28 protein-coding genes are annotated in these 26,377 nt (G+C 35.1%); 25 read left to right on the top strand and 3 right to left on the bottom strand.

From position 1 onward, the window contains the following. Positions 1-169 precede the first annotated feature (169 nt). The 16 genes from ACSC97_RS05490 to ACSC97_RS05415 all read left to right on the top strand — a co-directional run bounded on the left by ACSC97_RS05490 (position 170) and on the right by ACSC97_RS05415 (position 15,456). Entirely contained in the window at positions 170-1,018 is an 849-nt protein-coding gene (locus ACSC97_RS05490) for a hypothetical protein (RefSeq protein ID WP_436659690.1), read from the top strand. 312 nt (positions 1,019-1,330) lie between these two features. After that, positions 1,331-1,726, top strand: a complete 396-nt coding sequence (locus ACSC97_RS05485; protein ID WP_436659688.1) for a hypothetical protein — start codon at positions 1,331-1,333, stop codon at positions 1,724-1,726. Between the two features lie 9 nt (positions 1,727-1,735). After that, on the top strand, positions 1,736-1,948 hold the full coding sequence (locus tag ACSC97_RS05480; RefSeq protein WP_436659686.1) for a hypothetical protein: 213 nt from the start codon (positions 1,736-1,738) through the stop codon (positions 1,946-1,948). Positions 1,949-3,415: 1,467 nt separating this feature from the next. Then, positions 3,416-4,762: a hypothetical protein gene (locus ACSC97_RS05475; RefSeq protein ID WP_436659684.1), complete on the top strand. Its 1,347-nt coding sequence runs from the start codon at positions 3,416-3,418 to the stop codon at positions 4,760-4,762. A 153-nt stretch (positions 4,763-4,915) separates the two neighbouring features. After that, a complete protein-coding gene (locus ACSC97_RS05470; RefSeq protein WP_436659682.1) occupies positions 4,916-5,335 on the top strand; it encodes a helix-turn-helix domain-containing protein in 420 nt (139 codons plus the stop codon). A gap of 105 nt (positions 5,336-5,440) precedes the next feature. Next, the gene (locus ACSC97_RS05465) at positions 5,441-5,755 is read left to right on the top strand and encodes a hypothetical protein (RefSeq protein WP_436659680.1); all 315 of its coding nucleotides are present in this window, start codon (positions 5,441-5,443) and stop codon (positions 5,753-5,755) included. A 53-nt stretch (positions 5,756-5,808) separates the two neighbouring features. After that, on the top strand, positions 5,809-5,946 hold the full coding sequence (locus tag ACSC97_RS05460; RefSeq protein ID WP_436659678.1) for a hypothetical protein: 138 nt from the start codon (positions 5,809-5,811) through the stop codon (positions 5,944-5,946). A gap of 117 nt (positions 5,947-6,063) precedes the next feature. Continuing rightward, positions 6,064-7,005: a hypothetical protein gene (locus tag ACSC97_RS05455; RefSeq protein WP_436659676.1), complete on the top strand. Its 942-nt coding sequence runs from the start codon at positions 6,064-6,066 to the stop codon at positions 7,003-7,005. Positions 7,006-7,292: 287 nt separating this feature from the next. Beyond that, positions 7,293-7,892 (top strand): hypothetical protein, encoded by a 600-nt coding sequence (locus tag ACSC97_RS05450; RefSeq protein WP_436659674.1) that lies wholly within the window; start codon positions 7,293-7,295, stop codon positions 7,890-7,892. Positions 7,893-8,322: 430 nt separating this feature from the next. Then, on the top strand, positions 8,323-8,565 hold the full coding sequence (locus tag ACSC97_RS05445) for a hypothetical protein (RefSeq protein ID WP_436659672.1): 243 nt from the start codon (positions 8,323-8,325) through the stop codon (positions 8,563-8,565). Between the two features lie 18 nt (positions 8,566-8,583). After that, a complete protein-coding gene (gene dnaN, locus ACSC97_RS05440) occupies positions 8,584-9,723 on the top strand; it encodes a DNA polymerase III subunit beta (protein ID WP_436659670.1) in 1,140 nt (379 codons plus the stop codon). Between the two features lie 873 nt (positions 9,724-10,596). Next, on the top strand, positions 10,597-11,181 hold the full coding sequence (locus ACSC97_RS05435; protein WP_436659668.1) for a hypothetical protein: 585 nt from the start codon (positions 10,597-10,599) through the stop codon (positions 11,179-11,181). A gap of 10 nt (positions 11,182-11,191) precedes the next feature. Continuing rightward, entirely contained in the window at positions 11,192-11,506 is a 315-nt protein-coding gene (locus tag ACSC97_RS05430; protein WP_436659666.1) for a hypothetical protein, read from the top strand. A gap of 543 nt (positions 11,507-12,049) precedes the next feature. Then, positions 12,050-13,606: a PcfJ domain-containing protein gene (locus ACSC97_RS05425; protein WP_436659664.1), complete on the top strand. Its 1,557-nt coding sequence runs from the start codon at positions 12,050-12,052 to the stop codon at positions 13,604-13,606. 333 nt (positions 13,607-13,939) lie between these two features. Then, positions 13,940-14,488 carry a hypothetical protein gene (locus tag ACSC97_RS05420; protein WP_436659662.1) on the top strand — a complete coding sequence of 183 codons (549 nt, stop codon included), beginning with the start codon at positions 13,940-13,942 and terminating at the stop codon, positions 14,486-14,488. A gap of 98 nt (positions 14,489-14,586) precedes the next feature. Next, complete coding sequence (locus ACSC97_RS05415; protein ID WP_436659660.1) at positions 14,587-15,456, top strand: hypothetical protein; 870 nt, start codon at positions 14,587-14,589, stop codon at positions 15,454-15,456. A gap of 129 nt (positions 15,457-15,585) precedes the next feature. Here the strand turns inward: ACSC97_RS05415 and ACSC97_RS05410 are convergent, their stop codons facing one another. Further along, the gene (locus ACSC97_RS05410; RefSeq protein ID WP_436659658.1) at positions 15,586-16,755 is read right to left on the bottom strand and encodes a replication initiation protein; all 1,170 of its coding nucleotides are present in this window, start codon (positions 16,753-16,755) and stop codon (positions 15,586-15,588) included. 1,422 nt (positions 16,756-18,177) lie between these two features. Here ACSC97_RS05410 and ACSC97_RS05405 point away from each other — a divergent pair. The 9 genes from ACSC97_RS05405 (at position 18,178) to ACSC97_RS05365 (ending at position 25,050) form a co-directional block, all read left to right on the top strand. Continuing rightward, positions 18,178-18,681 carry a hypothetical protein gene (locus ACSC97_RS05405; RefSeq protein ID WP_436659656.1) on the top strand — a complete coding sequence of 168 codons (504 nt, stop codon included), beginning with the start codon at positions 18,178-18,180 and terminating at the stop codon, positions 18,679-18,681. Between the two features lie 13 nt (positions 18,682-18,694). Further along, positions 18,695-18,985 (top strand): hypothetical protein, encoded by a 291-nt coding sequence (locus tag ACSC97_RS05400; RefSeq protein WP_436659654.1) that lies wholly within the window; start codon positions 18,695-18,697, stop codon positions 18,983-18,985. Between the two features lie 102 nt (positions 18,986-19,087). Continuing rightward, the gene (locus ACSC97_RS05395; protein WP_436659652.1) at positions 19,088-19,858 is read left to right on the top strand and encodes a hypothetical protein; all 771 of its coding nucleotides are present in this window, start codon (positions 19,088-19,090) and stop codon (positions 19,856-19,858) included. 2 nt (positions 19,859-19,860) lie between these two features. Then, complete coding sequence (locus tag ACSC97_RS05390) at positions 19,861-20,463, top strand: hypothetical protein (protein ID WP_436659651.1); 603 nt, start codon at positions 19,861-19,863, stop codon at positions 20,461-20,463. Next, entirely contained in the window at positions 20,460-22,496 is a 2,037-nt protein-coding gene (locus ACSC97_RS05385) for an ATP-dependent DNA helicase (RefSeq protein WP_436659650.1), read from the top strand. Before ACSC97_RS05390 ends, ACSC97_RS05385 begins: the two co-directional genes overlap by 4 nt. Further along, on the top strand, positions 22,493-23,134 hold the full coding sequence (locus ACSC97_RS05380) for a hypothetical protein (RefSeq protein ID WP_436659648.1): 642 nt from the start codon (positions 22,493-22,495) through the stop codon (positions 23,132-23,134). Before ACSC97_RS05385 ends, ACSC97_RS05380 begins: the two co-directional genes overlap by 4 nt. Before the next feature lies 1 nt (position 23,135). After that, complete coding sequence (locus ACSC97_RS05375; protein WP_436659646.1) at positions 23,136-24,149, top strand: RAMP superfamily CRISPR-associated protein; 1,014 nt, start codon at positions 23,136-23,138, stop codon at positions 24,147-24,149. A 246-nt stretch (positions 24,150-24,395) separates the two neighbouring features. Then, entirely contained in the window at positions 24,396-24,710 is a 315-nt protein-coding gene (locus ACSC97_RS05370) for a hypothetical protein (protein WP_436659644.1), read from the top strand. A 25-nt stretch (positions 24,711-24,735) separates the two neighbouring features. After that, positions 24,736-25,050 (top strand): hypothetical protein, encoded by a 315-nt coding sequence (locus tag ACSC97_RS05365; protein ID WP_436659642.1) that lies wholly within the window; start codon positions 24,736-24,738, stop codon positions 25,048-25,050. A gap of 1 nt (position 25,051) precedes the next feature. Here ACSC97_RS05365 and ACSC97_RS05360 read toward each other — a convergent pair whose 3' ends face one another. Together ACSC97_RS05360 and ACSC97_RS05355 are read right to left on the bottom strand one after the other, a co-directional pair. Next, positions 25,052-25,564 (bottom strand): hypothetical protein, encoded by a 513-nt coding sequence (locus tag ACSC97_RS05360; RefSeq protein ID WP_436659640.1) that lies wholly within the window; start codon positions 25,562-25,564, stop codon positions 25,052-25,054. A gap of 151 nt (positions 25,565-25,715) precedes the next feature. Further along, the gene (locus ACSC97_RS05355; RefSeq protein WP_436659638.1) at positions 25,716-26,180 is read right to left on the bottom strand and encodes a hypothetical protein; all 465 of its coding nucleotides are present in this window, start codon (positions 26,178-26,180) and stop codon (positions 25,716-25,718) included. Between the last annotated feature and the right edge of the window lie 197 nt (positions 26,181-26,377).

The raw sequence follows: 26,377 nt of genomic DNA, 5'->3' as shown, positions 1-26,377 counted from the left end.
AAACAAAGTAGCAACCTCACCTTTGCTAAAAAAATCGGGTGTTCATCACTCTGAAACAGCTAAGGCGACCAATCGCAAAAGTCGTAATGATAGCAAGAAAGAACTAAAGTCAATTCGTTGGCTTTAGTTCGCAAAATATCAATTATTTTTAAAAAAACTAGGGTGTTTTATGTTTATTCCACAATTTGATCCAAATATTATTTTTGAAAAATATAAGTTGTCTTTTTTTAACAATGAATCTCTTGTGCTGAATAATCAGGAAAACTTATCTGTTTTGCAGTTTCATCCTAACTTAATTTCCTCTGTGGTTGAGGAAAGTCGTCTGTACCATACCATTGTAAACACCCCAAAGTTTCACCAACTTTTAATTGATCTACGCAGATATTTATCCCCTTTCAATCCATCTTTGGACTTAAACACGCTACTTCTTTCTTTCCTTTCTCATGTGCATAAACAACAACACCTTAGACCAAATGAATTGTACGAATCATTAATTCAGCACAGCAATCAGAAGTCAGGCACTTTTTTTGAAGTTCAAACGGATGATTTTTATATTCACGATGCTTCAAATGTTGATGTGCATCTTCCAAAAGGTACTAGAGGTAAACTTAGCCACTACATTCCAAAAGGTTCATCTGATATTCATGTTTGGTTAAACAATCAACCTAAATTGATATGGGCTGAACGTGCAGCAAATATAGACTTCACCCCTACCCTACCCATTTTTGACTTGGGTTTAGAAGTGCTTAGTGTTCAAAACTACTTTAATGATGGTGATGTGATTTCTTTTGATCTTTATCATCAAGGTTTGGTGATCTTGACTTATAAATTAAAAAACTCTGTAGAGCTTGTTGATCGAAACATGATTATTCATAAGCTAATACCATTTGTGGCTATGTATGTTGAACATCTAAATAAAACACCGCACTACTTAGCTCACACGTTATTAGATTATCTATTGAATGGTTTACATGGTGTGATCCCCTTTTCAGAGTACATAGAAAGCTTGGATAATTAACCGTTATTCGCCCAATTAATTAAAATCCCATTCCTCTTGAGTGGGCTTTTTTTTGGCTGCTGCTACAGGTGCAGCTACTCCCCTTCGCTTTCGCTCCGCACGATCTACGCTCCCGCTAGATCATTCACGGCGTTTTCAGATCAGCGTTCCCGATTTCGGCTCTTAAGGTGCTTGGTTTAATATCGGTTATGCTAATAAATACATGATATTGATCGGAAAAACTTTAAAAAATAATACATACTTTTTTGTGAATTTCATTATCTTGATGCGGTATATATTATATAATGCCATTATCAACTAGAGGAAAACACTATGACTATTTTAACAACGCCGTTTCAAGTTTTAAGCTCAAGTGATGAGCTTGTAAAACAACATAAAGCCAATTTCAAATTTATCTCAAACTTTAAGCCAAGTGATGATGATGAATCATCATGGGTATATTACACTCATAAATCAGTTCTCTTGGGTGCTAATCATCATGTGGCTTCTGAATTTCGCTATGCGATTAATTTAGCAAGCAATCAGCTACGCCGTTGGACAATACAAGAAGAACGTGAAATGGCGAACTATAAGCGTAAATTAGAGCGTAAAGTATCTAGCGGTACTGCTCTTGCTAAAAAAGCAAAAGCTTTGGTCAGCGATTCGTTAAACTCGCTTAATCGTGCAACTCAAAAGGTTGCTTCATCTAATCAATTACAACTGTTCTAAGGTGGGTTAATGGCAAAACAACTTTTGTATGGCTTGGTGGGTGATGTGATTGCTGTCGTAGATCAAGATACGTCAGCAAAAGCCCGAAAAGACTGTTTTCGGGAATCATGCACTAGCGTAATCGTGGCTGATCATACAGATGAGCTTATGCTCCATTGGAATGAACATAAGCCAACTGAACAAAGCATGTTCAAAAACATTTCCTATCAAAAGACCAAATAGGTTGTGGCGGGTTTTCCCGCCTAGCCTACCCTTCGCTTTCGCTCCGCACGATCTACGCTCCCGCTTGATCCCAAAACGCATTCACAGGTTCGGGTTCGGCTTTCATTTTTGTTGGTGCTGCTTAGAATGTACCGTGTATCCAATATTTGAATTTGATTGAATTTTATTTGGTACACTCATTGAAGTTATAAATTACAGTCACTTACGATTAAAAGCGAGAAAGATTTTTTCTAAAGCGAGAAAGATTTTTTCCAATTCTTATAATTTCCTATTTTTTGAATATCTGACCCAAATATGGATTTTAAATAGCCATTTCGGGCTAAAAAACATTAATATATGATTATTAATTAACCAAAGATAGCCTTTAGCGAGAAAGATTTTTTCTAAAGCGAGAAAGATTTTTTCCAATTCTTATAATTTCCTATTTTTTGAATATCTGACCCAAATATGGATTTTAAATAGCCATTTCGGGCTAAAAAACATTAATATATGATTATTAATTAACCAAAGATAGCCTTTAGCGAGAAAGATTTTTTCTAAAGCGAGAAAGATTTTTTCCAATTCTTATAATTTCCTATTTTTTGAATATCTGACCCAAATATGGATTTTAAATAGCCATTTCGGGCTAAAAAACATTAATATATGATTATTAATTAACCAAAGATAGCCTTTAGCGAGAAAGATTTTTTCTAAAGCGAGAAAGATTTTTTCCAATTCTTATAATTTCCTATTTTTTGAATATCTGACCCAAATATGGATTTTAAATAGCCATTTCGGGCTAAAAAACATTAATATATGATTATTAATTAACCAAAGATAGCCTTAAGCGAGAAAGATTTTTTCTAAAGCGAGAAAGATTTTTTCCAATTCTTATAATTTCCTATTTTTTGAATATCTGACCCAAATATGGATTTTAAATAGCCATTTCGGGCTAAAAAACATTAATATATGATTATTAATTAACCAAAGATAGCCTTTAGCGAGAAAGATTTTTTCTAAAGCGAGAAAGATTTTTTCCAATTCTTATAATTTCCTATTTTTTGAATATCTGACCCAAATATGGATTTTAAATAGCCATTTCGGGCTAAAAAAACATTAATATATGATTGTTAATTAACCAAAGATAACCTTTAGCGAGAAAGATTTTTTCTAAAGCGAGAAAGATTTTTTCCGTAATAACTGCTAATTCATTCCCGCTTTTAGTGGAGTTTTAATCCATAACATACTGTAATAAAACTAAAAAAATAAGAAAAGTTGAAAAATTCCTTACCCAAAAATAAAAAAATAAAGAGCTAATTACTTTGGCTGATATTAATTTTTTAATCTCACCCCATGTTCTATAATGTATGTATGTATCGCCGTTTTGGGCGAAACATCACTCACGTGATTAGATGGCATTCCTTCATATATGCTAGACCGCAGAACTATGGTATATCACCCATGTGATTAATAATTGTTGAGGTTCTTGTGAAAATAGAAACATTATTAAACCGATATAAAAATATCCTAACTGATAAATCGAATTTTGGTAATCATTGGGAAATCTATAATAAATTAAGAAAAATAACTTTTGAGCGTGGTACAACTATTCCAAAGGAAGTCACTGTTGAATTATTAAATCTTCTATCCAATCGTATTAGGTATTACCTTCACGAAAACTCTTTTAAGCCACTTTCAGGCTCTAATCTAGATGATTGTACTGACTGTGAGATTATGGGCCTATATCGCATCATTAAGCATGATTCAGATAATCTACCCAAGTTATATCGCAAGGTGTCAGGTAAGTGGGAGCCATGTACAGATCGCAATAATGTGTTTTCAAGTAATTGTTATAAAGATCGGGTTAATGCTGCACTAAACGCTAGTGATGTTGATCTTTTTTTATATGTTGCCCTATTTGATCTTTTGTATCCCCCAAAAGATCAGACGACAACAACGGCGCATAACTTTTACAATGTCTTATCATCCCTATCTACTTTGATTTCTGTCTTTAGAGATAAAATCTTCATCACTTTAACTCGGGAACCTAATGTTTCTTATGAAATCAGTCGCCGTGAAATTTATGATTTTACTAAAACTAAAAGCGACCTGTTTTCCCGACTTACAGATAAGCGGTTAATTGATATTGCTAAGGTGGTCAAATTTAACCTTGATTATAGTGAGGTGCTTGCTGTAGATCGTCAGTACGGCGATAGATTAGATGCCTTAGATCAATGGAAAGCAAAAAGCGTAAATATGTGGGAATGGTTTTGTTGGTATCCTAAATACATCAACTCCCCCGACTTCTTTGATAAGGTACATAGACAATCAAGGTCATTGAGAATATCTAACTCTTTATTTGAGGATGCTTCTTTGAACTTGCAGAAAGAAAGTTTTTCATCGGATGAAGCGTTACAGGCTTGGATTGGAATGCCACGTGCTTTGTTTACTGCATCCTTAAGTGAAGCTGCTGATAGGTACTTCCTGTCGGATTGGTGGCTTACAGCTAAAGATAAAAATATCAATCCAAGAGTAGCTGTACGTTTAGTTGGAATTTTACCCCCTAATTTTTTCAATTCTTATGTTCAATCCTGTGTTCAAAAACGAGAAGATAAAAAGGTCGCTTATATTCCCTTCTTTGATCTGCTGTATAAGGTATTGATACTCGTAGATGATCCTAATTACAAAAGATTTGGCGTTCAGCCAAAGAATTATCCTTTGGCTGATGCCTGTTTTGAACTCGTTAGTTACAACCGTTTTGTATCAAAAGCAGCCGTGAAAAATCTACGTGACCGAGTGAAAATTCTTGAGGATTCTATGGCTACGGTCTTATAGATGTTGGCTCGTAAAGAATAATCTATACATTTTTGTGAATCCTATTGTCTTGGTGTGGTATATATTATATAATGACACTATATTGTTAGGCTGTATGAGTGATATTTCATTCATACAAATATCTATATTGACCAATCAAAGGGGGAACTTGCAATGTTCTATGGAGCAACTTTAACGTCCAATGCTGACAATAAATTCAATCTAACATTCCGTGATTTCCCTGAAATCAATGTGGAAGCTAAAAGTAAGGATAAAGCCCTTGCCCTTGCTAAAGAGCAATTGCTTGAAGCTATTTATATCCATTATTCACGCACTAATGAACTACCTGTTCGTGGGCCTTTAGAGCAAGATGATGTGAAAGTCGTGTTGCCTGTTAGCTTAGATGCTAAGGTAAAATTGATTCAGGAATTGCGTAAATTAGGTTTGAGTAATGCTGAAATGGCTCGTAAATTGGGTGTGAGATACCAAGATGTACAACGCCTATTTGATTTGCGCCATAACACAAAGATCGACCAAATTGCAGATGCATTTGATGTGCTTGGTATTCAATTAGGCATCACACTTTCATCTTAATTTGTTGTCGTGTTATCATTATGGTGATGACTTGGATTATTTACTTGGTTTAGATTCAGCCTGACTAAAAAGTTGGGCTTTTTTTTAAATACAGATTTGCAGTTTATGAAGCACCTAAAACGAATTACACGCTTTATTCTACTTCCATTGGCGATTACGCTAATATTCAACGTCAGTTGCAACGCTGCTGATATGACAATGGATGTGGTTCAGGATTCTATGCGTACTCCTGTTGAATGGCTTGTTACCTTCCTAGAGGGTACAGGTGGGTTGTTCGCAGCTATGTGTGGCCTAGTGATTGGCCTTTATGCTGCTGTAGTTAGTCAATCTCTTTGGCAAGTTGCCTGTAGCCTTGTTTTTGAAATGGTGCTGCATTATATGCCCCCTGCTCTCATGGCTATCTTTGACTTTACGATGTGATCTTCGATCAGCTTTACGTTAAACCTCAAAACTCGCTGAATGCGGGTTTTTTTGTGCCTGTCACACAGGTGCGCTTAAACTTCGCTTTCGCTCGTTACGACCAACGCTCCCGCTTGGTCATTAACGGCGTTCCCAAAGCAGTAGCTCCGACTTTGGCTCTTGCGCCGTGTGATCGAACATTGGTTATCTAAATAAGTGACTGAATTTGATTGAAAAAACTATAAGTAAAGCCTATACATTTTTGTGAATCTTATTGTCTTGGTGTGGTATATATTATATAATAACAACATCAACTAGAGGAAATCACCATGCTTAATATCCAAACTCAAGAAGTACAAAATTGGGATGAAATCTCAAGAAGTGGAACACTATCACATGACTTCATCAATGAAAATTCAGATCACTTGAATTGGAATTTGCTTGTTAAGGCGCAATTTTTACCTGTTGAATTGTTAGAGCAGAATAAAAATAAAATTGATTGGGTATTCCTGTCGGCTTGGGGCAAGCTGACTGATGAACACTACGACAAATTTAAAGATCAATTAAATTGGGTTGAAATCGCAGAGCATCAAAAGCTATCTGAAACTATCATGCGAAAGTATGCTGATATTCTTTCTTGGAGCGTTATTTCAGAAGTACAAGAAATGTCAGAAAGTTTTATGATGCAGTTTGCCGATAAACTCAATTGGGAAGAAGTGTCTTGGGCGAAAAAACTATCTGAAACCTTTATTGAAAAATATGCTGATCGGTTGGATTGGGAGTGCGTAAGCCAATTTCAAAAATTATCAGAAAGCTTTATTGAGAAAGCTTTTAACCGCCTAAATATCACGACTGTTTGCTTTACGCAAAACCTATCCGAAGCCTTTATTGAAAAACATGCTGATCGACTAGATTGGAAAGCAATCTCAAAGCGTCAAACTCTATCCGAAGCCTTCATTGAAAAACATGCTAATCAGGTGGATTGGGAAAATATCTGTCTAAATCAAAAGTTATCCGAAAAGTTTATTGTCAAGCATAGTGATAAAGTGAATTGGCCAATCCTTAGCAGAAGATTAGACCTGTCCGAAGATTATATTGAGCGTCATGTCGATAAGTGGGATTGGCTAAGTATCTCTCGTTACCAAAAATTATCTGAATCATTTATTGAAAAATATGCTGATCGGGTAAATTGGAAGCTTATCGGACTGAATCAAGAGTTATCAGATGGGTTCATTACTAAACATTATATCCGAATGATTAGCTCACCATGATTCATTGCTGTGTATGTATGGATTCGCCGTACATACACAGCTTCCCCAACCGCCCTTCGCTTTCGCTCCCCTCGATCTACGCTCCCGCTAGATCATTAACAGCGATCTCAAAGCGTTGGCTCCGACTTTGGCTCTTGAGGGTGGTGGGTTTAATATCGGTTATCTATATAAGTATCGGTTTTTGATTGGAAAAACTATAAAAAATAACCCATACATTTTTGTGAATTTCATTGTTTTGGTGTGGTATATATTGTATAATCACCATATCAATCAATAGGTTAATTACCATGATCACTAATAAATTATTATTTCCAATTGAAAGTTATATAGACACGATGGATATTTCAGAACCTAACCAACAGGTCGGCACAATTCTGTCTTTTGCAAAACTTGAAATAAATCAAGATCAACAAATTACTCTCACAGGTTTGACCTTTAAAATCTTTGCAGCCCAAGCTGATCCTGTTGCATTTCACAATAATCTATACCTGCAAGAAACAAATATTTTTGTGCCTCTTGATGCGTTTTATAAAAATGGCGTAGTCAGTATTGATCAGAAAACTATGACCGTGCTTAGAAACCATGTTCTTGTCGAGTTGTTGGATACCTTAGATGCCTATACGAATGATGATGAACAAGATTTTATTGCCAATCATCAAGACTTAATTGAAAAATTTAGCGGTGCTTCTTTCCGTGAAATTTATGATCAATTGAATGATCTTGGTGAGATTGAATTATTTGAGCTTCCAAATGTTAGCGATCATTTAGTTACGATATTTGATGTGATCAATTCTGTCGCTAATAACTTTGAAATGTACTTAGACTTTATTACTTCCGCTTCAACAGTCAAGACAATTCTTGAACATAATCGGCCTGAATTTGCATAATCAGCCAAGAGAAGTTGCACCCGCAGCTTCTCTTTTTACACCTACAGGGTTCGCTTGCGCTCTCTAGCCCTATGCTGTCGCTCGGGCATTCACGGCGAGTTCAAAGCGTTGGCTCCGACTTGGGCTTGATGGGTTAGGTTTAAATATCGGGCATTCTAATAAGTTACTGAATTTGATTAAAAAAACTATAAAAATAATCCATACTTTTTTGTGAATTTCCTTGTCTTGGTGTGGTATATATTGTATAATGACAACATCAACTAGGGATTAACACTATGAGTAATTTTGTTTTAAATGTTGCACCTGAATCATTAAAAAACTTTAAGGTTTATGCTACTTCAAAGCCTGACCGTAAAGTTTGGATGAATGGTGAAATCGCCTGAATATTCAAAGCTCAAAAGGCTTTCAATTTCAGGTGAAGTCTAAAGCTATGTTGATTATGCGAAATGAAAGCACGACCAATCAACAAAGTTTAAGCCTAAGCGTTGAAATGTTCCCTGTCGAAGAATGGAAATTATCAGATGATTTTGCTGATAGCGTCCAAGCTCAAGATGAATATTTTGATCTACATACGTTCAATAGTGAGTTGTTGGCAAATATTGAACAGGATTATTTTTTGAAAAATCAATCCACTATTGAACAGCTATATCTATCTACATTCAGTCTTAATTAAGTGTCGGGAGTATTTAACATGCATATCAAAATTGAAAAAGAAAAATTATTGTCAGGCTTAAACTTTGTTATGGGTGCTGTTGAGCGCAGACACACATTAGCGATCTTGGCAAACGTCAAAGTCACCGTTGCCGATGATCAATTGATTTTGGTTGGTAGTGACCTAGAAGTACAGTTGGTTGCTAAAATTCCCCTAAATGGTGAAGTTCTTGCCACAGGTGAAACAACTATCCCTGCTCGTAAGTTATTAGATATTTGTAAGGCTTTACCAAATGATGCCTTAGTTGATCTTAAGTGTGATGAAAAAGAGCATCGTTGCGTTATCAAGTCGGGTAAAAGCCGTTTTTCTTTGGGTACTTTCTCGGCTCAAGATTACCCTTTACTTACTAGCTCTACTGCTCCACAGGTGGCTACTGTTGATGCACATGCACTAAAACGATTATTTACACTTACAAGCCCATCTATGGCTGTTCAAGATGTACGTTTTTATCTTACAGGCACTTTGATTGAATTGTCTGAAAACAATCTGTCAGTAGTCGCTACTGATGGACACCGCCTATCTTTAGGTAAAACTGAAATTCAATATTCAGGCGACCAAACGCAAAGCATTGTACCTCGTAAGGGTGTAAGTGAATTACAGCGTTTATTGGCTTTAGCAGATAGTAAAATTGATCTTTTACTTGGTGCTGATTTGCTTAATGTAAATGTGAATATCCCTTTATCTAAAGCAAATGCAGAAACAATCACGGTTGAATTTACAACCAAGCTGATTGATGGAAAATTCCCTGATTATCGCCGTGTTATCCCACGCAATAACTTATCCGTTATTCTTAACCCTGATGACCTAAAAAGCTCATTAATTCGTGTTGCGACTGTAAGCAATGAAAAATTGCGAGGTATCCGCTTAGTCTTTACACAAGGTTCTTTGCAGTTACGGTCAAATAACACTGAAAATGACGAAGCTGTAGAGGATTTGGCAGTTGAATATAGCGGAAAGGATGTTGAAGTTGCTATTAATGTGCAGTATTTGCTTGATGTATTAAGCGTATTTGGCGGTGCAAGCCTTGAAATGCTGTTAGGTGAGGGTAACGCTGCAATCTTGATTGTAGAGCCAAACAACGACAATGAAAGCTATGTTGTTATGCCAATGCGATTGTAATAAATCGCTTTGCTCCAAAAAAACGCAATCAGATGGTTGCGTTTTTTATTGCATGATACAAAAGATCATGTTGTAAGGCTCATACGTCCATGTATTCGCCTAGCCATTTCAAACTCAAATGCTGTTTTCAATGGTGGGTTGCGATTGTTCCGACCAATCTTGGCTCACATAAAGTTTTTTTAAGGTGATGCAAAAAACCTTTGTGAATGAAAACCGCCTGACATAATTTTCCCCTACTGAATCGGGTTGCCAAGTTGAAGCCCTAGCCTACGGTTGCACCCGCCTAACGCCCCGCAGGGTTCGCTCACGCTCAATACGATCTACGCTCCCGCTTGATCTACAACGGCGATTTCAAAGCATTAGTCCCGACTTTAGCTTTACTGTGAAAAGTCAGATACCCTTTACTTTTCCTAGATCGGGATGTTGTTGTTTTTATTGGGTTTTCTAAATCTTTTTAAACTATTGGGGTAATTGGGGTTTATAGTTCTAAGGCTATGTTTTATAATGTCTTTAGTCGCTAAAGTTCTAGTGATATATCAGTTATGTGATTAGATGGTGCTTCGACTACTTGGTTTGATTTTACGATCAGTGATATATCAGTTATGTGATTAGATGGAAAAATCATATTTTAAAAGACTAAGAATTAACGTGGTATATCACTTATGTGATTAGATGGAAGTAAAACAAAGAGAAGCTATACAAAATCAGTGATATATCACTTATGTGATTAGGTGGATTCTTTCAAATTATGCAATTTTGAAAAAAATTATACATCACCCATGTGATTAAAAATAATCAATACATTTTTGTGAATTTCCTTGTCTTGGTGTGGTATATATTATATAATAACCTTATCAATTAGGGAGTTACACTATGTCTAAAGTTACTTTTGCAAAAATTTTGAATCCTTTTTATATCGCTGAAATTAACGATCTTGTTTTAGATGGTGAAGCCGAAGCAGATTGGGGTGACTTCCAAGCTAAGTTAAAGCTATCTGATAGTGAAGTGGAACGTCTTAATGATGTAAATCCGATTACTAACCTAGAAGCGATTGCACATGATTTTATGGGCCGTAAAATATTCACTATTGCGAGTAATGCCGAAATAACACAAGAAGATGGCGTGTTCTATGTGACCGATATTTTTGGGGAGCAGCACGAAATTAATATTCAAAAATCAACGAATATTACCCTAGATGATGTTTTAAATAATGTTCAAAGCTATAAGACTGATTACCAAGAGCAAGAGCAAGAGCGTCTTGTCTGCATTATCCCTGCTAATTTAGAGTATTTGGAAACTCACGATGTTGATCGTTATGATTTAGCTCAAGAGCAAATTGACAAGCACCAACGAAACCAAACGCTTATAGAGGGTGTGTCGGTAGTGTCTGTTTCTAAACTTTTGTCTATGTTTAATGAAAGTGACCCGAATGATTACTTCTACTTAGAACACCTTTAAAGGAATAGCTATGAGAAATTATAGATTGTTTGAAGTTAAGGTAACTGACTTACGCAACCCGCCTGAAATTGGTGAGCCTAAGTCGTTTTACACCACCATTGATGGGGATAAGGAAGCCTATCAAATTCTAACATCGTCCAAGATCGCAGCACTCTTAAAAGAGAGCGAGTTCGAGTTCGAGAAAGGCGAAATTTTAGGGACTGTCATTGAAATTGAATCAGACCATGAAAAGCCATATCTCATTGTAGGGCATGAGGGTAGCAGTTGCGGAAACATAAAAAGGATTGAGGAATTTGAAATTGAATGGCGTGAGCTAGGCATCTAAATGATGCCTTTTTCAATTAAATTTTCTTTTTCCCCGCCCTCGCTTTCGCTCGACACGACCTCGCTTCCGCTTGGTCATCAACGGCGATCCCAAAGCATCACGCCCGACTTGGTTCTTAAGGTGCTAAATTTAATATCGGTTATCTAAATAAATACCTGAATTTGATTGGGAAAACTATAAAAACAATCCATACATTTTTGTGAATTTTATTGTTTTGGTGTGGTATATATTGTATAATTGAATCAAGATATAACGATTGTTATGAGGTTCTTTATGTTCCATAAGAATAAATATTCACCTGAATTGTCTGTTTTGTTGAAAAAATATCGTAGTCATTTTCAAGGTGATAATGCTCAATGTAGCAGCAATGAAGTGTTTGATGATCTATATCTACATGACTATGGACTAGATGATGATGGAAAATTAAAACCTGAAATCGTTGAACTTCTATATCTGATTAGTGATCGGATTAAATATTATTTGTTTAAAAAGTTTTATACATTTAACAATGCTGATAACTTTCAGGATTGTACGGACTTTACCGTGTTTAATGAATTTAGAATCTATAATAACGACAATTCTGATCTTCCTAGTTTGAAGCAGAAAAACTTTGATTCTTGGGTTGATATTGATGCTAAAAGCAGTCCTTTTGATGGTGATTTCTATAGCATGTTTCGTGGAATGAAAGCTAAGGGCGATTCGTCTTTCCTTGTTATGCTTGCCTTTATGGATATTCTTTACCCCTCTTTGGGAACAACCAAACAAAAAGACTATTCAAAATTAAGATTTACATTTGGTCTTTTATTCGATTCTATAGCATCTATTATTTTCTTTAAAAAACATAGATTCGCTGAATCCTATTCAGACATTCCTACCGACTTTAAAATTAAATATTTTTATGTCCTTAACTTCTACCAAAGATTATATGCGATCATGCGGAAATTGACCTCTAAACGTCTTTTACATGCTGCAACCATATATCACAATAGCTTTTTATCATTTTCGTATGTGAGTGATTTTTATAGCATCGTTGGTAAAGATGGTTTAGATGCTTTAGATGCTTGGAAGTTAGAAAGCACAAATAAATGGCGTTGGCTTTGTCAAAACCCGAAAAATTTAGACAATAGAAGCATGTTTTCTTATAAAAATATGAACAGCAAGGCGTTGGCAATCGGCTCTGCTAATATTTGTGTTGGAAGTGATTGTGTAGCGGGCAACTGTAAGGAAAAAACATTAAATTTTGCATCAAAAAGCGCATTTCAAGCATGGATTAACATGCCCGCAAGTATGTTTAAATCATGCAATTTTAATCAGAATTACCGCTTATTGTTTAGTTATTGGGTGGCTCAATCTAAACAACCTAAGTTAAAATCAACAGTGCTGATTCAGGTTTTTTCGAGCTTATCTAATGACTTTTTTCGTCAGTTTAGAATTGATCTAGAAAAAGGAATTTCGGTGGCGCACTATATTAATATCATTAATGTTTTTTATGAACACGCCTCTAATCTATGGGATGAACATAAAAAGGTTGCTAAGTTCCGTAATGCTTTTAGAGCAAACAACACCATTAATGAAGTTGTTGACTTTTTAAGGTTTATCGAAAATGTTGGTCAAGTTTCAAATAAGGCAACTTTTAAATCTTTACACCGACTTGCTGTTAAATGGCATTTAGAGATTCAGGAAAAAGAGGTGCTTAATGTCAGCAATAAGGACTTTATCACCAAGAAGTTTGCCGAACCTGTTGTTCTAAACAAAATTCAATTTACCCCGATCACTTCACGATTGGAGTTGTTTCAAGAGGGTAAAGATATGCAACATTGTGTGTTTTCGTACTCTACTTTTATTGAGAATACCCAATATATCGTTTTTAAGGTTGAAAGTGAGCATAGTCGGGGTACGCTTGGCGTGACAGTTGATTCCAATAAAAACAAAATTGATTTTAAATTTTCTCAAGCTTTCGGCAAGTACAATGCTGTGTTAGATGATAATACTTTAAAAGCTTGCCATAAATTGATTGCAAACCTGAATAAAAGCCGTGAAATATTATCGTACTTCCAAAGTACCCTGAAAACTGTAGAGGCTGATGCGTATTATGCTTAGTGGGTTCGGTTATAACCCCTAGTGCAGTTCGGTTATAGCCCCCGATAAAGGGGCTTTGCGCTGTCTTGTTTTCGCTTTCGCTCAATACGATCTCGCTACCGCTTGATCGCTAAAAAGCAGTACGCTGTCGCTCCCCCACCCTACGCTTTCGCTCGGGCATAAACGGCGTGGCCAAAAACATCGAGCCGACTAAAAATTTATGGTGAATTGTTAGATGCCTTATATTTTTCCTAGATCGTGTCATTGATTAAAAACATATAAAATACATTAGTTTATAAAAAATATTGTGGTATATATGCTATAATTAACCATGTTTTTTCCATTGGGAATATTATGAAAAAAAGTAATAGTGGTGAGCTTACGGCGGTGGAAAAATGGACTGTGGTTTGGACGTATTTTTTCCCTACAGTATTCTTTTCTTTAGCCTCTGTGTACTTGCTTGCTAGAGGTGAAGAACCTCAAAGCTTTTTCTTAAGTAATATTTTTCTTAACCTGTGCTTTTTGTTGATCCCTTTTTTTTCTGCTGTATGTATGTTTGCAGCCAAATTTCTTAATCGTGACCCAAACCATGTTCGTGAATCAACATCTTGGGGATTGGGCTTACTGTGCTTTTTCTTTCTATTGGTATCTTACACATATCAATACCATCGTTTTGCTGCTGATACGATACAGCTTCCAAAATATATGTTTTCGCTTATATTCCCTATCATTCCATCCTCTTTATGTGGTGCAGCTTTGTTTTTTGCGAGGTTCCGTATCTATGCAAAGAACAATATTAAAGAACATAAAAATCGAATCCTTTGGGTTTGTTTGCTGTTTCCTTTAGCTATGATGATTTGCGCCATGTTTGCAATTTTATACATGGCTGAAATCCTATCCTAAGTGGTAGTAAATTATTAATTTTTAATAAATATATTATTCTTTTGGTGTGGTATATATGTTATAATTTACTTCAAGTTTAAATGGTGCGCTTGTTAAATATGGAACAACAAGATTTTTATCCTAACGCCGTAGATTTTCCTTTAACTGCTGATTTTTTACCAACAGTATTAAAGGATGAGTTTAGATTTTCTGACGCTATGGTTGAGAGAATTAGCGCACGTATTCCTGATGATGTTGTGCATGATCTTCGGTTGAAGTTTTGGACTTCTGCTGAAATGAAAAAGATGCGGAACAAGGCTGATAACTTTACGAAAGCTTTTTCGTATTTTGATTTATGTCGCTCAAGTTATCTTGTAGATATGCTCTCATTGCTGTTGAAGCTGTTGAATGGCTATACGTTAAGTTATCAAGAAAGTAAAAGGATTTTTGGGTATTTGTCATCACACCAAAGGACAGAAGTTCTTTTGATTTTAGGTGACTATACAAGCTCTGAAACATGGATAGAATTATTCTTTAAAGAATGGGAATCGTGCGACACATGCTCTGTTTTCTATAAAGAATTTAACACCCTTTTAGAGCGATATGATTTTGCTGATGTGCGCCAACAATACTTCACAGAGGATGATTGGGAGTTTTTTAACAATTTGCCCGAAACTATTACTGTTTATCGTGGTGCATACCTTAATTGCACTGAAACAGGCTTAAGTTGGACTTTGGATAAGTCTATTGGTCAGAAGTTCTATAATATTGCGGAAAGTAGTTCCAATCGTGGTGTTTCATTTTTAAGAGTGCTTGTTTCAGGTGGGGCAAACTCCTCTTTCTTTAAGAAATATGAGGAAATGATTGAAAATGATCCTTGCCTATGTGAAACGACAATTGATAAAAATAAAACGCTACTTTTCTTGGGCCGTGATGAACAAGAAATTATCATTTTAGAAAAAGATATTGACGATATTAATATTATTTAATGTGTAGCCTTCGTGCTACCGCCGTTTCTTCGCTTTCGCTCCCCACGACCTCGCTTTCGCTTGGCCATTCACAGCGAGTTCAAAGCATCAAGCCCGACTAAAAATCTATGGTGAAACGTCAGATACCCTTTATTTTTCGTGATTCGGGATATTGTTGATTTTTTTTTGCATGTGGTGGTTTAGCTTTTGGCTTAAGCATCCCATTTTCAATAAGTATGGATAATATTTTTCAAGTTTTTTGATTTGAGATAGCTCTTTAACTAATCTCTTTTTCAAATCATCATTAAATTCGCCTGTTTTGGCAAATGTTCCGTAAAATTCATCATCATAAGCCAATAGCTTTGCAAACTTATTGATTTGGAATTTTGATAGGATCGGCTGTTGGTCACTCTTACTTTGAATGGCAGCTTTAAAATCTAAGTCCTCATTTGGTAAAACACATGAAATGACATAGTTCGTGGCTTTGCCATTTTTCTCTATGACTTTTCCTGTTATATCCATTTTTAGTTGTTTTTTGATGTATTGAATGGATTTATCCAAAACCCTAGTTATGAAATCATATTTTCGTGGATAGTTGCTTGATAATAGCTTTTGGAGTTGATCTATCTCAAACTCGATTTCATGTCGTCCATTTTCCTCATTAAAAGCCATATTCTTATTTTTCTGAATATTCTCATAAATTATTACAGCATAAGACTTTAAGCTTGTGCTGTTGCTGTCCATGAGTTTTAGAATGTTCTCAAAGTAATACCAAGTAAACTTATTCATTTCTTGTAGGTATGGAATGAATGGTTTAGGGAAGCCAAAGGATATGACTTGGTTGGTGTAAGTTATATATGCGAAGTAACTAGATAAAACGATTTTGTTTTCACTAGGAATATAGTACCTAAAAACCCGCTTTTGTAAGCGTTCTAGTGCATTAATGATGTTGTGGTAAACCAAACCTGATTTTTTTGCACTTTTAGGCAATCCCCATATATTACAGAAATCGTCCAACTTGATCTCAAAGACTGTATCTGCATCGTATGAATATCGAGCCTCATTTGCTTCTGTGATGCACTTAAAGGCGGTAGCAAGTATTTGTGTTTCAATATGGTTTAACGGTATCTGTGGCGCATTTGGTTGTGTTTCTCTTAATTCCTCTAATACAACAAAAAAATTACTTTTAATAACGAATTTGATTGGCGTGTTTTTAAAGACGTACTTAGCTTGTGGAACCTCTTGTACCGCCCCCTTCTCGTCACGGATGGTTGTGTTCTTATGGATAGGAACAAGCTCTGTACTCTTAGGATCGGCCATAACATCTTCATTGATAATATATTGTTATTCATATTATCAGTTTTTTCCTTTTACTGAATGGTTTTGCGTCATGCTAATCATATAAATTACTGAATGGTTTTGCGTTATGATGCAATCTCATTTAGCATTTTTGCATAAGTTATTGTTTTATATAGATAACCTGTTTTTGGTTTACTGAATGGATTGCGTTATGCCAATCACATAAGTTACTGAATGGTTTTGCGTTATGATGCAATCTCATTTAGCATTTTTGCATAAGTTATTGTTTTATATAAATAACCTGTTTTTGATTTACTGAATGGATTGCGTTATGCCAATCACATAAGTTACTGAATGGTTTTGCGTTATGATGCAATCTCATTTAGCATTTTTGCGTAAGTTATTGTTTTATATAGATAACCTGTTTTTGATTTACTGAATGGATTGCGTTACGCCAATCGAATAAGTTACTGAATGGTTTTGCGTTATGATGCAATCTCATTTAGCATTTTTGCATAAGTTATTGTTTTATATAGATAACCTGTTTTTGATTTACTGAATGGATTGCGTTATGCCAATCGAATAAGTTACTGAATGGTTTTGCGTTATGATGCAATCTCATTTAGTGTATTTACATAAGTTATTGTTTTATATAGATAACCTGTTTTTGGTTTACTGAATGGATTGCGTAAAACTTGTATTTTTTTGAATAACCTGTTGTTGATAAGGTGTTGATAAGTTATTGATAACTAATGTATAAGTGTTTTTTTACTGAATAGAATGCGTTAATTACTGAATGAAATGCGTTAGTTACTGAATGAAATGCGTTAATTGCTGAATAGAATGCGTTAATTGCTGAATTGGTTGCGTTCAAAACATGCGTTTTACTGAATGGATTGCGTTTTAATGTTTAATATTTATTTTTATCTTTATGTATTTAATGATTTTTTTTTGAATAAAAATTGCTGTAACTAATCTTTTATTTTTTAATCATTAATCTCTGAACGATTATTAGTGTTGATAAATAACCTATACTTTTTTGTTAATTTATCTTGTTTAATGTGGTATATATGATATATTAATACTCAGGGTGACAAGCAGTTACCTATCTTATAATCTACCTTAAGGTAAGTGAAAATGACTACAGAAAAAGCCAATTATGCTTCTTTGATTCAAATGGCAAAGTCTAAAGAAAATGAAGATGCAAAGCGTAAAGATATTATTCTCATATAACCCGATATGATTGAGGTTCAAGAGGGATTTAACGTAAGGGTTAGCACTTACGGAAGAAGAATATTGGAATCAGCAAAAAATTATTGATCACGTTAATAACATTGCACATGCATTCCTTAACGGCGATAGCGTTCAACCTATGATTGTTCGCTTTAATCCAAAGACGCAGAAAGCAACACTCTTAGATGGTCATCATCGAACAAAGGGTTAATGAAAAGCTTGGAAATGGGGGCTGATGTATCCCATGTTCAGGTTTTGGAGTTTCGAGGTGATGAAGCGCAGAAGCAACTTGTTATGCTTCAAACATCCAATTCAATTGAACTGACCGCAGTAGAAAAGGCAGAGGTGATTTTTCGCCTACTTCAAGGTGGTTATGAGGTCAGCCAAATTGCTAAGAAAATTGGTAAGTCGGCATCTTATGTGAATAACTTGCTCAAGGTGCATGAGTTGCCGTTAGTTGTTAAGCGAAAAATTCAGCTTGGTGAAACTACTTTGTCTGCTGCATTGATGGAAGCTGATGGAGTTGAAAAAGAGGCTGCACCTAAAAAAACAAAACCTAAAACCCCGACTAAAAAGACTGTTCTTGAATTGATGAATATTGTTTCAGAAAATAAAGAGCCTGATATTACCGATGGTAAAGTTAAAATTGAAATTCCTGTTGAATTATGGGAAAAGTTTATTCTTGTTCAGGAAGAAACTCTAACTGAATCTTAATGGGTTATTTTGTATGAATGATACTGAAATAAATGGTCAGATCATATATAAAGGTTATAGCGGAAATAGTATTTCTTATAAGTTGGTAGTTTGTTTGAAAGGTGGAAAGTATTGCTTAATTTTAAAGAAATTTAAGAGGGCAATGCTTTCCGATAGAGAACGGAAGCTAGGTTTTAAGACAGGAAGAATTTTGCTATTTGAGCGATCTTATTTTTTTAGTAATTTAAGTAAGATTGATTCAACAAGATTTCCATGTCCTGATCTGATAGAAGATTTTTTGGTTAAGAATCTTAAGGCTGACTAGATATTTATTTGATAAGTTTTTGAGTTGTAATCATAATTTATCTGTATTTATTTTTCGTTTGTGGTATATTGTATATGTATTGGTAGGTTGGTATTTATTATTATGACACCTCAAGAATTGATTTTAAAGAAGCTATACCCTGCTTTTAAAGCCGAGTTGGATTTAGAACAGCGTGGTGATGGTATTTGTGAAATATCAGATGAAGTTGTTAAGGATGGGTATGTTGTAACTTCGTCTTATAAACATGAGGGGGTTAATCTTTTTTCAATTGAACCGAGTTGGATTCGGATATTTACTATTCGGTCTTTGAAATTGGTTGGGCTGTCACAAGGTACGTGGGAAAATCCTAAGATATTCCAAAATTTAATTGATTATAAGGGTGCTTATTTCATTCTACCTGTTTCGGATGATCCTTGTGAGTTATGGGTTGGTGGAAGTTATTTTGATAAAGTTTCCCCAAGTGCGCCCTTCATTAAACGTAAATTAGCGGGTGCGGAAGCTTTGGTTCGTTTGCTAGAGGATACTCGCCCTGCTCTTGTTTTGAATAACACCTTACGCAAGGAATTATGGTTAAACAATATGATCATTGGTGATGAAAATCATCTATGCCTTGCTACTGACACAGGTGCTTTGGTTGTTCCTCGTCAGCATTGGAAAGAATTTAAGCAGAGCTTTATTTCTTTAGATAAAAAGGTTCGTAGTGAAGCTTTGGTGATATTACGGTCTTTGAATGATGGTCGATTGAGTAATTATTCTGATCGGGTGCAAAAGTTTTTTTCTGACAATATGGAATTTGCTGTTGTGGCCTCTAAGTTATTACCTCAAGAGCCACAAGCACGTAAATTATGGTTATCGGCTTTGGGTGGGGTTTGATTATGTTGGTTGCTAATCTATTTGCTATTCGTAAAACAAGTAGTGATCTGCATACGAAAGTTTTTGATACGTTAAGAAATGCGGGAATTGCAGAATTTTCTAAAGAGGGTGGTCAAAAAATTATCTTTGCTTCAAAGGAAGAACGGATTGTTGCCCGAGTTGCATGTGAATTGCCTAGCGTAAAAACTATACGTGAAGAATTAGATGTTGCAAAAGGCTCTAGAATTAAGTTCTTACTGACTTTGCCTACAGAAGTAGTACGAGCATACCCTTCTGAACGGAACCGTGAGTTTATGCGATTGAATAATCGGATGCCGAGCTATCGAGAGAGCCACACTACAGTGTTCTATGAAGCTGATAGTCCTGAATACAAAGAGTATGTATTGGGGTTGCTTGGTCGCAATGGTTTGACTGATATTTCAATTGATAGCTTGCTATATCATGCGCCTGTTTATGTATCTAAAAAAAATCGGGTTGTTCATTGTTGTGATGTTGTGGCAACGGCAACTATTTCCGACTTTGAGGTTTTCTCTACGGCTTGGTTTAACGGTGTTGGTCGTTTAAAGACATACGGATTTGGTATGATTCGGGCGGTGGCTATATGAATTATAATCAGTTGATTGATGATGCTTTTTCTAAAGATGGCATTGTTTCTAAATTGGGTGGACGTTATACGAAAGAGCAACATGAATACGCTAACCATGTTTTGATTGGTTTGCTTGGATCGGATTCTACTGCTCTATCAACCCTAGAGGCTGAAACAGGTATCGGTAAAACACTTGGGTACTTAATCCCTTCCCTTTTACTTTTGAATAATGCAATTAATGAGGGGCAAGCTGTTAAGCCAATTGTGATTAGCACCTACACTCGCTCTTTACAACGCCAAATTTTAAAAAGTGACTTTGTTTTTGCATGTAAGATTCTTAATGAGCTTGGGATTGAGAATAGAGCTAAGGCTGCATGTCGATTTGGTCGTAAGGCATTCTTTTCTATTACTCGGGTTAAGCTTGTTTGTGAAAATCTTATTGCTGAAAATCAAGACCCTCAATACAAACAAGAGTTAAAAGAGTTTTATAATATTGTTTCCAATATTTGCTCTGTTGGTTCAGGGTTAATTACTGAATATTTGGAAGATTATTTGGCTTTCCCGAAAGGGGTATCTGATCTTGATATTTGTTTATTACAGGATCAGGATGTGGATAATGATGCCTATAAGGTTCATTTAGAGTTAGCTAAGGATGCTGATTTACTTATTACCAATCACATGACCTTAATTAATCATCATATTTTAGGGTTTGAATCTGATTCTGTTCAGGCTGTTATTTGTGATGAATCACATGAGATATTGGGTATTTGTCAGCAACATTTCAATTATAAACGTCCTTTATTTGAAATAAAAAATTCTATTCAGAAGTGTGCTAGTTTTATTAAAAGTAAATCGTTAATTGCAAAAGCTGTTTCTATTTTTGATGAATGTGTTGTTGATATAAAAGCATCTGATTCTCTGATCTCTAAAGCTGAATTTTGGACTGTTGAATCACATGCTCATCTTATTGAAAAGCATAAAACACACGTTCAAAACGGATTAAATGTTGTTCTTAAAATTGAAAAAGAACTTTCAAAAGTTGAACACCCCGACTTAAAACAACTTAATGCTATTGATGAGCTTAAGTACATTAAGAAAACTCTAACCAATTGGTTGCTCCAAGATGGTTACAGTCAAAGTGCTATTGGTTTTTCTGATGTGCGTAGAAATCCATCTTTAGCAACGATTAATGTCTTTGCAGGTCGTATTTTTGCTAAACGTATATCGCAAATCACGAACAATGTTATTTTAACATCGGCAACTTTGTCTGATGGTCGATTAGACCAAGTTAGCTTTAATACGGTGTGTATTGATTTGGGGTTTAAAGTTCCTGACCTAATTAATCAATGCAAACTCGCCCCTTCTTCTTACGGTGAAATGACCTTTGTTTTATCAGACCCTTCAAACTATCCAATTGATATAGAGGAAGATGAGGTGGTTTTTCAGGATAAATGGCTTAAAAATACCGTAAGTATTATTGAGGCTGCAAAAGCAAAAGGTGGTTCAGTTCTTGTTTTGTGTGCTTCATTTAAAGAGGCTAAAGTTCTTTTTGATAAAATTTCTGATCAGGATTCAGTTTTGTTCCATAAAAAAGGAACAGCACTAAATGAATATGTACCACGCTTTGTTAGTCGGGATGGTAAGGTTCTGATCACACCTTCGGGTTGGGAAGGACTTAGTTTAAGAGATTTAAAAGGTCAGCAATTGATAACCGATATTGTGATCTCTCGGATTCCATTTCCCCCACCAAACAATTTACAAATGCGGGTGATTCAGCAGTACATGGAAAAACAAGGTCGCTCTTATGTTGGGTTGGACTTCTTAAATTCCGCACAAAAAGCTGTTGTGAAGCTTAAACAGGGCTTAGGTCGAGGTTTGCGCTCCCCTACTGATAAAGTTTGTATTTGGTTTGCTGATGGGCGTATGCCTGAAAAGAATAGCAATGTAGGACGCAATAAAATCTTACTAACAGCAATTTCCAAAAGATTTCTAACTAACTATGCAAATGCAGAAGTGTTTGGTGAGGTGAAGAAAGAGGTGTTTTATTTATGAAAAATCTAAAGGTTGTAGTTGAAATACTCTCGCCAATAGTTATGCCGAAATTTCCAATCCATTTGGATGCCTTAATTTATTATGGCGTTGGGTTTGATTTCGATAAGTTGGATCAGGTTTTAGCTAAAGATGATGCTAGTGGTGTGTATCGAGCCTCTGCTATGCAATTCTTGCGGATTGCGGGTGAAACCATTAAGGAAACAGCAGCCGTTCATGCGACACGAACTTATTGGGAAGATTTTAAGCTACCATTTAGTCATAAGGCGGGAACTATCACGGTGAAAGGTGGGCCGTACCGAAAAAAAATGACAAAACGTAATGCTATTTCTACGCAGTATGTTCAGTTTTATGCTGTGGGTGATGCTGAAAAAATTAAATATGTCCTAAGCTCTCTTGGTTTTATTGGCAAATCAAATCAGCAGGGATTTGGTCAGATAGGAAATATTGAAATAGAGGAAGTTGAAAATGATTTTTCATTTTTTGATCAAAATGCTGAATTAGCCCGCATTTTGCCTATTGAAATGGTTGAAACAAATAAATCGTATCTTAAGCAATTTGTTCGATATAAGCCTAGCTATGTACAGAGCGAAAGTGCTGACTGCTTCTTACCTAACTTTAAACTAATCACGGTGAATTAATATGAAAAACATCAAACTAATTGGAACTCTTACTACTGTAACTCCTGTATCTGTTTCTATCCCTGATACAAATGGTATGCCGAAAAATAGCTTTGGTCAGCCTTACATTCCCGCTACTTCTATTCGTGGTTGGTTGCGTTCTAGTGCTTATCATGGAGTTATTGAGCTACTAAACCGCCATGATATAAAACTAAGCGTAGATGAGCATTATATGCTGTCTAAGGGTGTTGATACTGCAAAAGTGGTAACAACAACATCGGGAACAGAAAAAGTCGCTAAAAACAATTCTGTTCGCCAAAATAACCCTGTATTTAGTTTGTATGGTCGTTGGGGCTTGGCGGGTGTATTAAGTGTTGGTAATGCCTTTTCTAAAACAGAAAATGTGTTGGTTACTGTTGGTGCAGGGGTTCGTAATCACCCATTCAATCGTGATGAATCTCTAATTGATTTCGTGAAGCTTGATGAAAAAGACTATCTTACTGATATTCTAAGTGCTGATTCTCAAACATCTGCTGATACTTCTGACTATAAAAAGCAGATTGCCACGTTAAAACGTGAATTAAAAGCAGCAGATTCAGATCGTAAAAAAGAAATCTTTGCTGAAATCGAAAGTGCTGAAAAATCTATTCGTGAAGTAAAAGATGCACGTGTTGGGGCTTCTGAAACAATCCAACGTCCTATTGAGGGATTTGAAGCAATTGATGCCAATGTTGAGTTGAGCCATACTTTTATACTTAAAGACCCATCGGATGATGAATTTCAAGCATTCTTGTGGAGCTTGTATAAAGCAAGTGTAGATTTATCAATTGGTGGTCATGCAAATGTTGGTTGTGGCTTAGTTAATTTTAATTGGGATGTGTATTCATCAAGCTTTGAAAACCCTACCCCGACTATTATTGGTAATATCTCATTAACTCAAGAAAATGGTTTTGTGCTTAATGGAATTGATTTTGACCCGAAAGCGTTTGAAGATCGCATTGTTAGTGGCGATATTAATGTTCGCCAATTTGTTTAATATACATTTAAGCAACATAACTATTGAGTTTGGATATTTACAGTAAATATTTTAATTTAATATAATGGCTTCATTGTTTATAGTTGTTAAACAATGAACCTTAAAGCCTTACCTTAGTGTAAGGCTTTTTTTATTGCTTAAATTATTGATGAGCATGATATAACTCTAAAAATCTATCTCTCTTAGTGTGGTATATATGCGGTATATATGGTATATTTATACTATAGATAATAATGAGGTGTAGCCATGAGCTTAAAAGATGTAGCAATATCTATTTTAAATAGTTTGGGTGGTAAGCGTATTCTCGATATGAAGATTAATGCAAAAGATTATAAGATTAATCTAAAGGAATCCTATATATCTTTTAGTTTTACTTCACGTAATGCCATTAAAGCAAACTATATTAAAATATATATTATTAATAGTAATCTGATCAAAATGCAGCTTTGGCGAAATTATGGTAAAAACAGTAATATGTTGCGTGAAGTTAATAATATTTTGATTGACGAGCTTGCATCATTGTTCCAAAAGGAAACCTTACTTGAGTTGTCAAACCGTTAATTGGCTTTAATTGATTGGTGATTCTATGAGTAATAGTAATAGTGCTTTTTTAATCATTTCCCCTGTTTATCTTGATGTTGTTTTTAATCTATTAAAGCAATGTCATAAGCAATTTGAGCTAATTGATAGCCCGACTAACAACCCAATCTTGCGATCATTGATACACAATGATGTGGTTATTGAGTTTAAGGAAATATTTTTTGGAAGTCTTTTTGAGGAATCCACATTATTGATTTTCAATAAAATTCCACATACTGTTTATTGGTTGGGTGGCGATAATTATCAAAGCGGTACTGTTACATACAAAAGTGATAATTTTGGCTCAATCGTGCGGTGTTGATTTAGTTTAGTATTTTCTTTTCTAGAATTTGTTTTAGGCTTTTATTTAGTTTTTCAGCACTAATATTTAATTCTTTTTTCGTGAAAATATTAAAGACAATATGGCTTCCTAGTGGTGAAAGATTTTTTTCATTCATAATATTTTTAAAATGTTTTATTTTTATTTTCTGATCTTCTAAATCAGTTTGAAATATAATCTCTTGTTCATCCAACTCATTTGTCGCATATACCTTATAGAAAGCATATAAGTAATCATTTAATCCTAATCCAATGTTTTTATTGGGGTTATTTGTGTATTTCTTAAATGATAACAGTGTTTTTAATAGATATAACTTCGTGTGTATGTATTTCCCCAATATAAAAAAACTAAATATAAAAACAGCTACAGAGATAGACATTAGATTAAAATTTTCAAACAATGTGAAAGATATGGCATTAAATGTTATAAATAATATTAATGAAAACAATACATCCAATAATATTAAAAAATATATATCATTTTGTTTTTGATTCATTATGTATTTTAGAGTATTTAAAAAATCCAAGATAAACTACCATTAAAAATAATATTAATTATAACATTTTTATTTGGTTTTTCAGATAAAAACTTGGCTGTTAGAGTACACAAGGTTTTTCGTGGTGCGGTAGCTTGAATAGAATTTGGGATCAGTCCGTTTCTTGCGTACACGCAAGGTTTTTGTGATGCAGCAGCTTGAGCGAAATTGAATATACACCTGTCAAAATTGTTTCTAGCAAAATTTCAACACCCTCACCCTTTTTTATATCGCATCCATTTTTTGCGTACACGCAAGGTTTTGACACTTGGCCATTGAAGCCCGATTTTTCTGTTGGTCTAATTTCTTGCGTACACGCAAGTTTTTGTGATGCAGCAGCTTGAACGAAATCGAATAAACGACTGTCAAAACTGCTTTGAATGAAATTTGAGATCAGTCCATTTCTTGCGTACACGCAAGGTTTTTGCACTTGGCTATTGAAGCCCGATTTTTCTGTTGGTCTAATTTCTTGCGTACACGCAAGTTTTTGTGATTCAGCAGCTTGAACGAAATTGAATGAATGATTGTCAAAACTGCTTTGAACGGAATTTGAGATCAGTCCATTTCTTGCGTACACGCAAGGTTTTTGTGATGCAGCAGCTTGAACAAAATTGAATGAATGACTGTCAGAACTGCTTTAAACGGAATTTGGGATCAGTCCATTTCTTGCGTACACGCAAGGTTTTGACGCTTGGCCATTGGAACCCAAGCTAGGATTTTCTTGCGTACACGCAAGGTTTTTGCACTTGGCTATTGAAGCCCGATTTTTCTGTT

Source organism: Acinetobacter sp. P1(2025), assembly GCF_051390655.1.
Lineage (GTDB): Bacteria > Pseudomonadota > Gammaproteobacteria > Pseudomonadales > Moraxellaceae > Acinetobacter > Acinetobacter junii.
This window is presented reverse-complemented; position numbering and strand designations above follow the sequence as displayed.

Coding starts and splice junctions, on each gene's coding strand:
- ACSC97_RS05490 (WP_436659690.1), top strand. CDS start 170: ATGTTTATTCCACAATTTGATCCAAATATTATTTTTGAAAAATATAAG.
- ACSC97_RS05485 (WP_436659688.1), top strand. CDS start 1,331: ATGACTATTTTAACAACGCCGTTTCAAGTTTTAAGCTCAAGTGATGAG.
- ACSC97_RS05480 (WP_436659686.1), top strand. CDS start 1,736: ATGGCAAAACAACTTTTGTATGGCTTGGTGGGTGATGTGATTGCTGTC.
- ACSC97_RS05470 (WP_436659682.1), top strand. CDS start 4,916: ATGTTCTATGGAGCAACTTTAACGTCCAATGCTGACAATAAATTCAAT.
- ACSC97_RS05465 (WP_436659680.1), top strand. CDS start 5,441: ATGAAGCACCTAAAACGAATTACACGCTTTATTCTACTTCCATTGGCG.
- ACSC97_RS05455 (WP_436659676.1), top strand. CDS start 6,064: ATGCTTAATATCCAAACTCAAGAAGTACAAAATTGGGATGAAATCTCA.
- ACSC97_RS05450 (WP_436659674.1), top strand. CDS start 7,293: ATGATCACTAATAAATTATTATTTCCAATTGAAAGTTATATAGACACG.
- ACSC97_RS05445 (WP_436659672.1), top strand. CDS start 8,323: ATGTTGATTATGCGAAATGAAAGCACGACCAATCAACAAAGTTTAAGC.
- dnaN (WP_436659670.1), top strand. CDS start 8,584: ATGCATATCAAAATTGAAAAAGAAAAATTATTGTCAGGCTTAAACTTT.
- ACSC97_RS05435 (WP_436659668.1), top strand. CDS start 10,597: ATGTCTAAAGTTACTTTTGCAAAAATTTTGAATCCTTTTTATATCGCT.
- ACSC97_RS05430 (WP_436659666.1), top strand. CDS start 11,192: ATGAGAAATTATAGATTGTTTGAAGTTAAGGTAACTGACTTACGCAAC.
- ACSC97_RS05420 (WP_436659662.1), top strand. CDS start 13,940: ATGAAAAAAAGTAATAGTGGTGAGCTTACGGCGGTGGAAAAATGGACT.
- ACSC97_RS05415 (WP_436659660.1), top strand. CDS start 14,587: ATGGAACAACAAGATTTTTATCCTAACGCCGTAGATTTTCCTTTAACT.
- ACSC97_RS05410 (WP_436659658.1), bottom strand. CDS start 16,755: ATGGCCGATCCTAAGAGTACAGAGCTTGTTCCTATCCATAAGAACACA.
- ACSC97_RS05405 (WP_436659656.1), top strand. CDS start 18,178: ATGAAAAGCTTGGAAATGGGGGCTGATGTATCCCATGTTCAGGTTTTG.
- ACSC97_RS05400 (WP_436659654.1), top strand. CDS start 18,695: ATGAATGATACTGAAATAAATGGTCAGATCATATATAAAGGTTATAGC.
- ACSC97_RS05395 (WP_436659652.1), top strand. CDS start 19,088: ATGACACCTCAAGAATTGATTTTAAAGAAGCTATACCCTGCTTTTAAA.
- ACSC97_RS05390 (WP_436659651.1), top strand. CDS start 19,861: ATGTTGGTTGCTAATCTATTTGCTATTCGTAAAACAAGTAGTGATCTG.
- ACSC97_RS05385 (WP_436659650.1), top strand. CDS start 20,460: ATGAATTATAATCAGTTGATTGATGATGCTTTTTCTAAAGATGGCATT.
- ACSC97_RS05380 (WP_436659648.1), top strand. CDS start 22,493: ATGAAAAATCTAAAGGTTGTAGTTGAAATACTCTCGCCAATAGTTATG.
- ACSC97_RS05375 (WP_436659646.1), top strand. CDS start 23,136: ATGAAAAACATCAAACTAATTGGAACTCTTACTACTGTAACTCCTGTA.
- ACSC97_RS05370 (WP_436659644.1), top strand. CDS start 24,396: ATGAGCTTAAAAGATGTAGCAATATCTATTTTAAATAGTTTGGGTGGT.
- ACSC97_RS05365 (WP_436659642.1), top strand. CDS start 24,736: ATGAGTAATAGTAATAGTGCTTTTTTAATCATTTCCCCTGTTTATCTT.
- ACSC97_RS05360 (WP_436659640.1), bottom strand. CDS start 25,564: ATGAATCAAAAACAAAATGATATATATTTTTTAATATTATTGGATGTA.